Raw genomic sequence first — 12,458 nt, forward strand, 5'->3', positions numbered from 1 at the left:
GTCGCCGCGCGTCGGTGCCTGTCGCGGGAACGACTCTACCCGGCATCCCTACAGGACCCGGACCATCTCGATGCCCGCGGGCAGGGGGCGTGCTGCCACGAACCCGCCGAGTCGCTCGATGTCGATGAGGAGGTCGATGTCGGTGCTGCCGTACGCCCACCGGGCCACCGCCCCTTCCTCGGTCAGGTGATGCAGCGTGCGGCTCGGTTTGGTGTAGCCGACCTCCAGCGGTGCGGAGAACGGCTTCAGGTCGAACGGCGCGTGGATGGTGCCGCGGTAGACGTGCGCGTTGAGGACGGGGGTTCCCGTGGCCCGCCAGGCCGTCGCAGGCGCGTCCCATGTCAGGGTGCCGTCACTGTCCGCGCCGTTCTGCTCCAGGTCCAGGCGGGCGGTGAACGGCGGGACCACGCGGGAGAGGCGTTCGGCGTTGCCTGCGCGGTCGGAGTCGGGGCGCGGCGTGGCGCCCACCCGGATGCGGCGTCGGGCGATGAGGCCGTGGGCGAGCCGGGACGCCACGTAGGTGAAGGCCGCGATCTGTTCGGGTGGCCAGTAGGCCGGCCGTTCCCGCGTCTGGCCGATGGCGGTCACCGACTGTTCGGGATACTGGCGCCGCAGTCCGGCGGCGGCACGGGCCAGATCGGCTGTCCAGGCGGGATCGGCCGTCATGTCGTGCAGGAGTTCGGTGGCTGCGGTCTCATGGGCGGTCGTCACAGGCCGATTCCTCTCATGGGGTTCTCTTCGCGGGCGTCCACGGGGCGGATGTACTCCAGGACCTGGGGGGAGCCTTCGGCCCAGCGGCCCTGCCCGCGGATGGCGGAGATGGGGTTGCGGGCCCGGTACGCCTCGCTGGCGGCGCCGGCCCGCAGGCCGTGGGCGGTGAAGACCAGGTTCTCGCCGGGCAGGGCTTCGGCGGCCCGGCGCTGGAGCATCTCGTTGATGGCGTCGCCGGACATCGAGTCGCGGCTGACGTTGTCCCAGCGGTTGATGGCGCGCAGGAGGCGGCCGGTGGTGATGCCGCGGGCGGCGAGGGCGGCGCGGTAGTCGCGGACGGCGCGGACGGGGTCGGTGTCGGGGTGGACGCCGTGGGGGACGACGACCTCGGCGCCGCGGCCCTCCTGGTCGGTCTTGGACGTGCGGAGGTAGACGAGGAGGTCGCCGTCGTCCTCGCGGATGTCCTCGAGGTGCAGGCCGGCGAGTTCGGAGCGGCGGGCCATCATGGCGAAGCCGAGGACGAGGATGGTGCGGTCGCGCAGCCCGGCGAGGGTGCCGGTGTCGCAGGTGGCGGCGAGGGCGCGCAGCCGGGCGAGGTTGATGGGCGGGGCCTTGCGTTTGCGGCGGCCGGCTTGGGCCTGCGTTTTCTTGTACGCCTTGAGGGCCTTGAGGGCGAGTGCGGTGTCCGGCTGGTCGCGGTGCCGGGCGGCGGTGTGGGCGGCGCGGATGACGGCGATGGCCTGTTCGATCGAGGCGGGCGCCGGGGTGCGGCCGGTGCGTTGGGAGACGGTGGCGGTGAGGTGGGTGACGTAGTCGGCGAGCGTCTCGGGGGTGGCGGGCAGCGCGGCGCGGCCCCGGTGGGCGCACCATCCGGTGAACAGGTCCCACTGGCGGGTGTAGGCGGCCCGGGTGTTGTCGGCGTCGGCTGCGGCCAGGAGCGCGCGGGTGGCGGGGGAGAGGTCGGTGTCGCGAGTGGCGGGAAGGCTTGTTCGGTCGTCGTCGATGAGTTCGGCGTCGATGACGTCCTCGGGGCGGCGGGCCGGGAGGTTGTCCATGATCCGAGTCTAGTGGATCTAACCGCTCATAAGGAAGGTTATGAGGGGCTAGGCTTCAGGCCGCCCTGACGACCCGCAAGTATGACAGCCCGTCAGATTCTTCGTCAGGAGCGATTCTCCGCTCGGGTGGCTCCGAGATGTCGAGCGTCTGCAAGGCCGACCCCTACGACGCGCACCTCCGCGCAAGGCGTCCCAACGGGACGTCATTTCGGCACCATCAAAGACGTCATAAAGGCGTCGCACCGACTACCGTCCGTGCCACCGTGGAAGCATGACGACAACGAACGAAACGCGACACACGCCGAACAGCGCACTACGGGCGGCCCGCCTCAGCCTGCACCTCAGCCAAGGCGACCTCGCCCGGGAGATCCAAAAAGCCGGAATCCGCGCCGGACAGCCCAACGACGCATCGAAACGCCTGATACAACGCTGGGAATCAGGCGACATCACCACCCCCCGCCCGGTATACGCACGCGCCCTGGAGCAGGTGACGGGCCTCCCGCTGTCCTCGCTCGGCTTCTCACCGGTCGACCCGTTGATAGCGGGCCAGGACCAAGGAAACGAAAGGACGCCGGACATGAGGAGGTCTACCGCCCCGTACACCGGTATCTGGCTGTCCCGGTACACCTACCCCAGCTCCGGCCGGGGCAGCGAACTCACCGGGCTCCACCACGTGGTGCTGCTCCAGCACCGGCACCGGCTCACCGTGAAGTCCCTGCCGAACGGGTCTACGAACCCCGACTCACCGCTGTCCATGGAGCTGACCGTGGACGGCACCGTGGTAACCGGTGCGTGGACCGAACGCACCGCACCCGGCGGCTACTACCGGGGCGCCGTCTACCACGGGGCGATCCAGTTGCTGATCGACCCCACCGGACGGCGCATGGCCGGCAAGTGGGTCGGGTTCGGCAAGCAGTTGGACGTCAACACCGGCCCGTGGGAGCTGACGTTCCTGGACGCCGACACCAGCAGGACGACGGTCGCCAAATACAACCGGCCGCCCGGCGACGAGTAAGACACACGAGACCGGGCCGCACCGCGCGGCCCCTACCCGAAGGACCACGCCATGACCGCCACGCTCACCCCGTTCGCTCTCCTCACCGAAGACCCGACACCGCCCGCCGACCGGACGCCGCCGCACACCTACGACCGGTTCCGCCAGCTCAACCTGACCCCGGCCGGTGACGCCGTGGTGGACGTCGCCGACGTCCAGGCCGAGACCATGACCCACAACCACAAGGGGTTCAAGCGCGACGACGACTTCGAGTACGCGCCCCACGCGCTGTTCGGGCCGTCCTACACGCACAACAGCGAGGGCCGCAAGAAGGACGACGACTGATGCCGCTGCTCCCGCCCACCGTGCTCATCGTCACCACACCCGGCGACCTCGGGGCCGACCTCGTGATACGGCAGATCCAGGAACGCGGGGTCACGATCCACCGCATCGACCCCGCCGACCTCGCACGCCCGGGGGTCCTGCGGATGACCGGCACCGCGGACGGGGAGCCGCTGCGGTTCACGATCGACGACGAACACCGGTGCACGCTCTCGCAGTCGGTCGTCTCGGTGCTCTGGTGGCACCCGGGCCCGCCCGGCGGGTGGGAGCAGCAGGAGTCCCGGGTCATCCTGGAGGACTTCCTGTTCGGGCTGGACGGGGTCTTATGGGTCAACCACCCCGAGCGGGCCCGAACGGCCAGGCCGGGCCCGCGGCAACTGAAGCTCGCCGCGTCGCTCGGTCTGCGGACCCCGCCCGCCCTGTTCACCAACGACCCCGACCAGGCTGCCGCGTTCGCCCGCGAGCAGGGCGGCCGGGTCGTGTGCAAGACACTCACCGCCCACCCCCACCGGTTCATCCAGGCCCGGCTGGTGTCCGCCGAGGAGATCAAGGAATCCGCCGACTGTGTGCGGCAGGCCGTCTGTTACTTCCAGCGGCCGGTGGACAAGGTGCACGACATCCGGCTGACGGTGATCGGCGACCGGATGTTCCCGTGCAAGGTCACGGCGAACGGTGCGTTCGACTGGCGGGCCGCACCCGAGGACGAGCTGGGCTTCGAGGCCGTGAGCGCCGGTCGGCCGCTGACGCACAAGGTCCAGCAGCTCATGGATCAGCTGGGTCTGGAGTACGCGGCCCTGGACTTCGCCGTCGACCGGGGCGGCACGTGGTGGTTTTTGGAGGCGAATCCGTTCGGCCAGTTCGGATTCGTCGAGGCCGCCACCGGCATGGTCATCGCGCGGGCCATCGCCGACCACCTCGTCCAGACGGCCCTCGCCACCCACGTCTACACCCCGGGCGGCGGCCACCGCGCCTCCTCCGGCGCCCCGTGGCAGCGGGCCGCCGGAACGTAAGGCGCCTGCGCTGACCACCCACCGAGCCCCGGGACCGTGAGGGTCCCGGGGCTCGCGTTCTCAGGCGTGCAGTTCCTTCCGGCACAGGACGCACAGCGGGTTCCCGCCGGGCCCGTACCGGTGACACGGATGCTGGCACGTCGCACACAGGCCGACCTGGGACGGGGCGCAGTCGGGCGTCGGCGGCTTCGGACGGGCAAGGGCGGGCGGCGTGCTCATACCGCCATCGTACGAGCGCGCCACTTGCCCCAGCAGGTCAGGGCGTCGTGTCGTCCACGATCAGCCCCAGACTGGCCAGCCCCGCCAGCAGCGACGCCAACGCCGCGTTCCCGCCCCGGGAGCCGTTCACCGTCGGCCGCGCCACCGCCGCCGCACCGTAGAACCCCAGCGTGCTGCCCAGATGCCGCAGCATCAGGGACACGATCAGCGCGTCATCGGTGGTCAGCTCGTTCGCCGCGGACCGGCGCAGGTTAGTATCCCGCGCGCCGGGTCCCGGACCCCACTCGATCCGGTCGACCAGCACCCGCACCCGGTCGAACGTCTCAGCGCCGACGTGCAGGGCGAGGAGCGCATCGCCCGCAGCCGCCGTGTTCACCGTGAGCCCACCCGACAGGGAGCCGCCCGCCTTGTCGAACTTCCCGCCCTCGAGGGCGCCGACTCTGTTCTCCACGCCGAACTGGCCGCCGACCCGGTTCTGTAGGTCGGTCACGAACGAGTTCAACGTGTTGCCGTCGGCGGCCGGGTAGGCGCCGATCGCGGCCGCCGTGAGCGGGTCCGTACCACCGGTGGCGTGGCTGGCGGCGTGCGCGGTGGGGGTGCGCGCGTCCGTGAGGGCCGGGTCGGTGGAGCGGAGTGCGACATCGGGGCCGGCGCCCGCGGAGCCGAGCGGCGGCTGCGGTCCTGGCTCGCCCCGGGGCCCGGTCAGCGAGGCCAGCCACTCCATCTCACTGCCGGTGAAACCCGCTGCGACGGCCACCTCGTAGGCGGACGCACCGTCCTCGCCGACGGCGCCGTTCTGCCCATCTGCGCCCGAGGTACCGGGTGTGCCGGGCTCCCCACGAAGCGAGCCAAGAAAGTCGGCCTCCGTACCGCTGTTCCCCGCGGCCAGCCAGACCTCGTACGCTGACGCCCCATCCGCGCCTGATTGCCCGTCGGCACCGTCCTCGCCCGCGGGGCCCGGCGCGTACACGACGCTGCCCTGCCCGGTGGGCGCGTCCGCGAGGTCGACGCGCAGCTCCCCCACCCACCATTCGCCGGACTCCGGGACCAGGATGTGGGTGATGATCGGGGCGCCGGACAGGGTGCGGCCCTCCTGTACCGCCCACAGCGTGTCCCCGGCGGCGGAGTCGATCAGTGTGTTCGGGGTGAGGTCCACCGTCCAGTCCCCGTCCGGCTCGGGCAGGATCGCCACCGGCCGCACCAACTCCCCCTCCAGGGAGGGCACGTAGCCGACCGCCGGCGCACCGGTCACGTCCACGAGCGTCGCCCGCATCTCCACCCGGCGGGTGTCCCCGCCCCCCAGGAGCGTCCCGTTCACCATGGTCATCGTCGTACTCCAGTTCAGGCCGTGGGCGGCGGGCCGGGCTGATCGTGCGGGGCGCGGGTGCCGAGGAGCGCCCCCTGGTGCTGCACGGTCACCACCATGCGGATCCGCTGCACCACCAGGCAGGCGATGACCACCAGCAGCGCCGTCCGAGCCGTGCGCAGCACCGACGCAGCCGCCCCGTCCGGCCAGATGGTGATGGCGATGGTGTAGGCGCCCAGCGCGCCGATCGCGGCGGTGAACCCCATCAGGTGACGGCCCACCACAGTGGACCGCCACGGGGCGTGCAGGTGGTAGGCGATCACGAACACGAGGCTGGCCAGGGCCACCAGGCCCGATGCTGCGAGGTTGGTTATCTGCGCCCAGTTCATCGTCGGCCTCCCTCTAAGGCAGAGCGGAAAAGTTCCGCGAAGTGGTTCCTCTGCCGCTCACGGGCCAGGCGTTCGGCGAGGTGGGTGACGGCCTGCCGGTGCGCTTCGACCTCCCGGCGGGCCTGCCGGGCACGGGACAGCGCAGACTTGGCCTCCCGATGCCCCGGCGTCTCCGAGTGCTGCGGGGCGGGCTCAGGACGGCGGCGCAGCAACCGTCTGGTCCATCGCATCCCCGGGCACCTCCCCTCGTATGGCGCGCAGCACGTGGTCGGCGATACGCGCGAGTTCCACCAGCTCGCCGACCTGGTTCTGCGCCTCGATCCGCGCAGCCTCGCTCTCCCGATGCGCCTCGCGCCACGCGTTCCGCTCCGCCACCAGTTCGGCGACGCGGGCGTCACGGTCTTTGCGGACGTCCTCGAGGACGGCGCGTGAGACGAGACTGCCTCGGAGGATGAGCAGCACGATGAGGGTGACGATGGCACCGGCCCCGCCCGGCAGTAGGACGGCGAGGGCCGACAGGTCACTCATCGGACCGCTCCTCATGGTGTGGGGGGATGTGGGGGCACGCCCGTGCCGCTGCCAGTCGACGGCGGACGTGCCGGAGGGTCACGGTCAGACGGCCCGCGGGCCGGGCGACTTGGTGAGCGGGCTGGACTGCTCGAGGCCGGTGGTGGCCAGAGGCGGGGTGACGATGAAGCGTTCCACCACGGCGAGCGTCGCGGCGATGGACGCCATCCACAGGGCCTGCCGGTCAGCACTCCACTCGAGGCCCAGGCCGACGAACAGCGCCATGACGGCCTGCGCGGTCTGGAGGATCGCCGCACCCCACGCACCGTTCTGCGCGACGAACGCGATGACGATGGCGACGACACCGGCGGCGACGGCGTTGATGGCGGTCTGGGTGCCGGCGGAGACGTTCAGTTCGTAGCCGATCAGCTTGACTCCGGCGGCGATCAGCCCCAGCAGGAGCGCGGGTTCACGGGCGAAGAGCTTCACGATGGTCTCGTTTCTGGTGGTAGGAGTTAGTCGACGATGGTGAAGCCGTAGCGGTCGCCCAGGCGCTTCAGGCTGGCCTTACCGGGGATGCCGTCGGCGTCCTTGCCGCGGTAGCCGCCGCCCGCCTTGGAGCGCTGCCATGCCGCGTAAGCGGTGACGGTGGTGGTGCCGTAGTGCCCGTCGGAGTACTTCTTGGCCAGCAGGCCCGCGTCGACCAGGGCGGCCTCCACGGTGCGCACGCCGGAGTAGGTGACCGGGGTGCCCTTCGCGGCGGGGTTGGACCGGGCGGCGGCGACCAGCCGGGACAGGTCCACGACCGGCTTGGCCGGCTTCGGCAGCGGCTTCGGGGCCGGGGCGGCGGGCTGCGGGGCCGGCTTGTCCCCGGCGAGCCGCTTGGTGACGCGGGCGAGGACGTCGTCCCAGTCCATGCCGGGCCCGCGCGGGTCCACCTTCCCCGGCTGCCAGTCCAGGTGCCGGAGCGCGGAGCGGGCACCCCACTTGTGGTGGCGGCAGATGGCGGTGACGACACGCACGATCGCCTCGATCTGCTCCGGCGGCCACGGGTCCTTGTTGTCGCCCAGGTTCTCGCACTCGAAGCCGTAGAAGTGCCGGTTCCCGTCCACCGTGGCCTCGTTGTCGGCTGGGGGCTTGCGTTCGGCGATGACCGCGGCGAGGACGTCCGGGTCGCCGAGCCCGGCGTGGTTGGCGCGGCCGTACCCGACGAGGTGCACGGTGCCGTCCTTGGCGATGACGCCGTGGCACAGCGGGCCGGGCAGGGCGGAGTGCCCGTCCTTGCACATGCGGACCGTGGTGGCGGTGCCCTTGGTGACGGTGTGGTGGATCATCACGCCGTGCACCGGGCCCCACGGGCCCTTGTGGTTGCGGTTGTGGGTGGCCCAGTTGCCGACCTCGACAACGGTGGCACCCTCGGATCTGAGGGCCTTGGCGAAGGTGGCGGCGGTTGGGGCGGTGGCCATGTCAGGTCTCCTGGGGAAGGGGGGTGACGCGCGGGATGCGGAGCTTGTCCCAGGCGGTCTGGTCGGGGATGCCGGAGGTGTCGCCGCCGCCCTTGGGCCGCAGGGTGCGCTGCCAGGCGGCGACGGCGTCGCGGTGGGCGCGGGTCCAGTCCGGGCCGAGGTGGCGGCCGTCGGTGGCACCTTCGGCCTCGAGGCGGCGGGCCATCGCGGTGAAGAGGGGGGAGTGGCGGCCGCCGTGGAAGAACTCCCGGCCGGGGTACGGCTCGTACCGGGCGGCGTCGCCGTCCGCGGGCGGCTCAGGGACGGGCTCGGGGGCCGGAGCGGGCTCCGTGGCGGGAGCGGTCTTCTTCCGGGCAGCCGTCTTCTCGTCCTGCGATGTGGTCGGATCGGGCATCGCCCGTGCTCCTGAACTCCCCGCGCCCAGAGCTGACTGGTGGTGGCGGACCGCTGCGTGCGGTCGTCCCTCGAGGGATGGAGCTGGGGCGGAGGGTCGCCCTATGTGGTCAGGCTAGACGCTCACGCGTCCGACGTTGCCCCCGCTCCCGGGTCCCCGTCCGGGCCCTCGGGCGGCCATTCGCCGCGGGCCGGGTCGGTGACGGTGTGCCCGCACTGCCCGCACGCGGTGGGCGGGTGGCTGCTGACAGGGGCCCCGCACTGGTCGCACAGGGCGGGCACGAGGTCGGTGATGGTCTGCCCGCACGGTCCGCACACACCGCGGTAGACCGGCGGGGCGGCGTTCGCGTAGTACGCGGCAGTGATCGACACGTCTTCGATCTTGCAGCCGTCGGTGTGGCAGGTCGCTATGAGCATGACGGGGGTCGGCTCTTCATCGATGGGCATGGGGGGCATGGACATGGCGGGTTACCTTCCTATGACTTGCCAGCTGACGCCGGTGGCGGTCAGGTTGGTGCGGGTGCACCACACGGTGGCGCTGGTGGGGCCGACGCCGGACATGGATACGCCGGTCACGGTCATGCCGGGCACGGCGGTGGACGCGCAGGCGTAGCCCTCGTAGTCGGTGCCGGACAGGCGCGGGTAGGTGACGGTGGCGCTGGTGGGGGCGTTCGCCGCGGACGGGGTGATGACGACCCGCCCGTAGGCCATGTTGCTGGCGGTCAGCATGCCGGTGACGTGGGTGTTGCCGGTGAGCTGTATCAGGTCCGGGCTGGCGCGCAGGTAGGCGTCCTGGCTGACGTCGGCGGCGTTGCGGTAGCCGAACGTCGCGGAGGTGGGGGTCAGGTAGATCCGGCCGCCGTTGTAGATCGCGTTGTTGTCGTCCCGGACGCGTTCGGCCGCCCAGAAGTCCAGGCCGCTGTCCATGCCGAACAGGTTTCGCCACTTCCAGGTGGCCCCGGACGCCGGGTAGGTTCCCGAGTTCATGCCGAGCACGGCGTTGTTGCCGGACACGTTGATGATGGCCGCGTTGGTGCGGGCGGGGTTGGTCAGCCGCAGGTTCGGATACGCATTGTTCGGGTCCAGCCACAGGGTCGCCCCGGTGGTGCCCTGCACGATGAGGCCCCGCGCGGACAGTTCACCGATCGCGGTCCCGGATGAGCCGGATGAGTTGTAGACGACGACCTTGTTCTGGCCCTGCTCGTTGAGGGTGATCCGCTCGCCGCTGGTGGCGGTCTGGATCAGTCCGCCGGTGACCGTGCTGCCGGTGATCGCCCCGGTGAAGGCGGCGGATCCGTCGGCGGCGTCGAAGCGGATCACGAGCTGTCCGCTGCTGTTGTAGACGCGCAGCCCGCCCTCGTTCAGCTCCACCCGTGCCCCGGTCGGGTCCCCGGCGACGAGCCGGGTGACGAGCTGGAGGATCGCCTCGAGCTTCTCCGCCGTCACCGCGCCGGCCTTGATGGCGCCCGCGGTGACCGACCCGGCCTCAAGGTCCGGGCCGTCGACCTTGATGGGGGTGGCGGTGGTCTCCTGCGACGGGTCCCCGGCGTTCCCGGAGGTGTTGACGGCGGTCAGCCGCACGTAGTGCGGGACGTAGGGGAGTGGCAGGGCGGGCAGCATGCCGCCGTCCCCGGCCTTGGTGATGGTGCCGACGTAGGTGGCCGCCGACGGGGTGAAGCCGCTGCTGGTGGAGATGTGGACAGCCGTGTGGTCGAAGTCCGCCGGAAGAGGCTGCCCGGAGGCGAGGGCGCCGTCCCACACGATGCGCAGCCCGCCGATGGTGGAGGTCACCACCGGCGCGGACGGGGCCCCGGGGGCGGGCCCGGCGTGGGCGATCAGCCCGGCGGTGCCGTCCGGCTGCATCCCGATCACGGCCCGGACCGTGCCCGCACCGTCCCGGACCTCGATCGCCGCGTCCTCGAGGCTGCCGCCGTGCGCGTACCGCTGCCCCTTCTGTATCTGCTTGAGCTGCTGCCCCAGGCGGGCGAGTTCACTGGCGTAGTCACGGGCCATCAGGGGGCCTCCACGGGTCCGTAGTGGTAGGAGTCGGCGCGCTTGAGGGACAGGACGGCCTGGTCGGGGCTGTCGGACGGCCGGTAGGAGTCGGCGGTGATCCGCGCCCAGCCGGTCCAGGACACCCACTGGTTGTGCACGGCGACGTGCACGTCGTCGCCGATCTGCCACGAGCCGAGCGGCGCGTTGGGGTGGTCCCGGACGGTGATCTGCTCCACCTGCCCCAGCGCCCGGCGCCGTTTCAGTTCGGCACCGGCCCGCTTGCCCAGGACGTCCACGCCGTTGACGGTCGGCAGGGCCAGCACGGACTCCATGCGCAGCCCGCCGTCCCGTGAGGGAGCTTCCGCCCGGCGGGTGGCGGTGCCCTCACCGGAGCCGGTGGCGATGATCACGTTGGCGAAGTCGTCGCCCGCGTACTGCACCGGGGGCGCCTCCACGATGTTCACACCGGTCGCGAAGCTGATGTCGGTGCGGCGGGCCCCGAGCCGCGGATAGCCCAGCCGCAGGCGTTTCTCCACGCTCCCGTTGGTCAGGTAGCGGCAGGTGCACGTGTACTGGGGGGCGCCCTCCTCCGAGACGAGGTCGTCCAGGTGGTCGCCCAGGTTGGGGGTCTCGTACCAGTAGGAGTGCCACAGCTCCGCCGGGGTGCCCACCGTCATCTGCGAGGCGGTCGCATCGACGACCACCCCGAGGTTGCCGTCGGGTTGCTCCTGCGCGTACGCCCACAGGTCGCGGATGATTTTGCACGGGTCGGTGTACACGTAGGGGCCACGCGCGTTGAGTTCGCCGTGCGTGTCGTGCCGGGCGGTCAGGTAGGACGACCAGGAGGCCGCCTCGATGCGGTACTCGCCGTCCTCGGCGGTGATGTCCCACACCAGGCCGCCCCAGCGGAGGAACCCGTCCGCTTCCGCGTAGACGAGCGCCTTCCCGGGCAGCAGGGACGCCACATGGGCCTTCACGAACCGCGGCGCGAGCGTGCCGGAGAACTGGCCCGGCCCGTTCAACTCGCTCCCGAAGTCGACATCCGACAACGGCAGCGCGGAGTGGAGTATCTCGCCGGTGAGGGCGTGCTGGGTGAAGTACCGCCACCGGCCGCCCATCAGAGCGGGCCCTCCGTGAACTCCACATCGATCTTGAAGGTGGTGGTGGCGTCCACCCCGATCCGCCCCGCGTTCGAGGACCGGGTCCGCATCCGGGAGCGGAACGCCTGGCTGGTGCCCCGCATCGCCGCACCCGCCGTGGTGGTCAGGTCGATCGTCTCCACCATCTCGACATACAGGCGGCGCGCGGTGGTGCCCTCGTCGTCGATGGCGACGTACTGGCCGGCCTCGATCGTGCCGAGCATGAAGCGGAAGTTGCCCCACACGTTGCCGCCGGCGGTGCGGATGCCACCGGCGCTGAACACGACCTTCGCGCTCGCCGCCCAGGCGGGGATTGCGATCGTCGCCATGGTCAGGTTGGGGAACGTGCGCCACGTCTCGGAGGTGCCGGAGATTTCCACCAGCGGGTCCTGCGCGTAGTACGGGTACAGGATCCGCTCCCGGCGCGGGTTGGCGATCCTGCGCAGGTCCTTGACCATCGCGTTGGTGATGGTGGCCGTGGACGCGGGGAGGTCGATCCGGGCCAGCGGGATCGCCGAATACCCGGCCGGGACCGCCGTCGCACTGGAGGACACGTTCGGGATGACCTCGAAGAACACGATCGGGTCCTTCTTCGGGTCGCGGGTTCCCTCGTACTCGGGGTCCTCCACCCGCAGCACCAGCATGTCGGAGCGGCCCACCCCGCCGGTCGCCGCGACCGACACAGTGTCCGTGCCGATGTTGTAGGCGTTGTAGTAGCCCTGGACCGGGGATTTCTTCCCGGCGATGACCGCGGACCCGTCGCCGATCTGCACCCCCGCGCCCGGCGTGGGCAGCGCCGTGACCTTCAGGTCGGTGCCGGTGGTGACGCCCTGGTTGTCCCGCGCCAAATCCTTGATCATCATGCGGAACTGCTGCGCGGAATGCTCTGCGCCCTTCGTGGCGATCGGAACGGGTGCCAGTGCCATCGGATC

General features: G+C 71.3%; 16 protein-coding genes. 3 read left to right on the forward strand and 13 right to left on the reverse strand.

From position 1 onward, the window contains the following. Window positions 1–48 precede the first annotated feature (48 nt). Both ACTWJ9_RS33440 and ACTWJ9_RS33445 read right to left on the reverse strand, forming a co-directional pair. The gene (locus ACTWJ9_RS33440) at window positions 49–711 is read right to left on the reverse strand and encodes a hypothetical protein (RefSeq protein WP_443296272.1); all 663 of its coding nucleotides are present in this window, start codon (window positions 709–711) and stop codon (window positions 49–51) included. Next, window positions 708–1,766 carry a hypothetical protein gene (locus ACTWJ9_RS33445; RefSeq protein ID WP_443296147.1) on the reverse strand — a complete coding sequence of 353 codons (1,059 nt, stop codon included), beginning with the start codon at window positions 1,764–1,766 and terminating at the stop codon, window positions 708–710. The genes ACTWJ9_RS33440 and ACTWJ9_RS33445 overlap by 4 nt, the downstream gene beginning before the upstream one ends. Before the next feature lie 271 nt (window positions 1,767–2,037). Here ACTWJ9_RS33445 and ACTWJ9_RS33450 point away from each other — a divergent pair, with 271 nt between their 5' ends. Genes ACTWJ9_RS33450 through ACTWJ9_RS33460 form a run of 3 tightly spaced genes read left to right on the forward strand, consistent with a single transcriptional unit; the run spans window position 2,038 to window position 4,112 of the window. Beyond that, window positions 2,038–2,781 carry a helix-turn-helix domain-containing protein gene (locus ACTWJ9_RS33450; RefSeq protein WP_443296148.1) on the forward strand — a complete coding sequence of 248 codons (744 nt, stop codon included), beginning with the start codon at window positions 2,038–2,040 and terminating at the stop codon, window positions 2,779–2,781. Between the two features lie 51 nt (window positions 2,782–2,832). After that, window positions 2,833–3,105, forward strand: coding sequence for a hypothetical protein (locus ACTWJ9_RS33455; RefSeq protein WP_443296149.1), 273 nt, complete (start codon window positions 2,833–2,835; stop codon window positions 3,103–3,105). After that, window positions 3,105–4,112 (forward strand): hypothetical protein, encoded by a 1,008-nt coding sequence (locus ACTWJ9_RS33460; RefSeq protein ID WP_443296150.1) that lies wholly within the window; start codon window positions 3,105–3,107, stop codon window positions 4,110–4,112. The genes ACTWJ9_RS33455 and ACTWJ9_RS33460 overlap by 1 nt, the downstream gene beginning before the upstream one ends. A 256-nt stretch (window positions 4,113–4,368) precedes the next feature. Here ACTWJ9_RS33460 and ACTWJ9_RS33465 read toward each other — a convergent pair whose 3' ends face one another. The 11 genes from ACTWJ9_RS33465 to ACTWJ9_RS33515 form a co-directional block, all read right to left on the reverse strand. After that, window positions 4,369–5,658: a hypothetical protein gene (locus ACTWJ9_RS33465; RefSeq protein WP_443296151.1), complete on the reverse strand. Its 1,290-nt coding sequence runs from the start codon at window positions 5,656–5,658 to the stop codon at window positions 4,369–4,371. 14 nt (window positions 5,659–5,672) lie between these two features. Continuing rightward, window positions 5,673–6,026, reverse strand: coding sequence for a putative phage holin (locus ACTWJ9_RS33470; RefSeq protein WP_443296152.1), 354 nt, complete (start codon window positions 6,024–6,026; stop codon window positions 5,673–5,675). After that, entirely contained in the window at window positions 6,023–6,256 is a 234-nt protein-coding gene (locus tag ACTWJ9_RS33475) for a DUF7620 family protein (RefSeq protein ID WP_443296153.1), read from the reverse strand. Before ACTWJ9_RS33475 ends, ACTWJ9_RS33470 begins: the two co-directional genes overlap by 4 nt. After that, window positions 6,219–6,554 carry a hypothetical protein gene (locus ACTWJ9_RS33480; RefSeq protein WP_443296154.1) on the reverse strand — a complete coding sequence of 112 codons (336 nt, stop codon included), beginning with the start codon at window positions 6,552–6,554 and terminating at the stop codon, window positions 6,219–6,221. The genes ACTWJ9_RS33475 and ACTWJ9_RS33480 overlap by 38 nt, the downstream gene beginning before the upstream one ends. Before the next feature lie 84 nt (window positions 6,555–6,638). Continuing rightward, a complete protein-coding gene (locus tag ACTWJ9_RS33485) occupies window positions 6,639–7,022 on the reverse strand; it encodes a hypothetical protein (protein ID WP_443296155.1) in 384 nt (127 codons plus the stop codon). Window positions 7,023–7,048: 26 nt separating this feature from the next. Continuing rightward, complete coding sequence (locus ACTWJ9_RS33490) at window positions 7,049–7,999, reverse strand: N-acetylmuramoyl-L-alanine amidase (protein WP_443296156.1); 951 nt, start codon at window positions 7,997–7,999, stop codon at window positions 7,049–7,051. Window position 8,000: 1 nt separating this feature from the next. After that, window positions 8,001–8,393, reverse strand: a complete 393-nt coding sequence (locus ACTWJ9_RS33495; RefSeq protein WP_443296157.1) for a peptidoglycan-binding protein — start codon at window positions 8,391–8,393, stop codon at window positions 8,001–8,003. Window positions 8,394–8,515: 122 nt separating this feature from the next. Further along, entirely contained in the window at window positions 8,516–8,839 is a 324-nt protein-coding gene (locus ACTWJ9_RS33500) for a hypothetical protein (RefSeq protein ID WP_443296158.1), read from the reverse strand. Between the two features lie 21 nt (window positions 8,840–8,860). After that, on the reverse strand, window positions 8,861–10,405 hold the full coding sequence (locus ACTWJ9_RS33505; protein WP_443296159.1) for a hypothetical protein: 1,545 nt from the start codon (window positions 10,403–10,405) through the stop codon (window positions 8,861–8,863). Further along, complete coding sequence (locus ACTWJ9_RS33510) at window positions 10,405–11,505, reverse strand: hypothetical protein (protein ID WP_443296160.1); 1,101 nt, start codon at window positions 11,503–11,505, stop codon at window positions 10,405–10,407. Before ACTWJ9_RS33510 ends, ACTWJ9_RS33505 begins: the two co-directional genes overlap by 1 nt. Further along, window positions 11,505–12,452 carry a hypothetical protein gene (locus ACTWJ9_RS33515; RefSeq protein WP_443296161.1) on the reverse strand — a complete coding sequence of 316 codons (948 nt, stop codon included), beginning with the start codon at window positions 12,450–12,452 and terminating at the stop codon, window positions 11,505–11,507. The genes ACTWJ9_RS33510 and ACTWJ9_RS33515 overlap by 1 nt, the downstream gene beginning before the upstream one ends. Window positions 12,453–12,458: the final 6 nt, after the last annotated feature.

It is taken from the genome of Streptomyces sp. GDS52, assembly GCF_052246875.1.
GTDB lineage: Bacteria > Actinomycetota > Actinomycetes > Streptomycetales > Streptomycetaceae > Streptomyces > Streptomyces cathayae.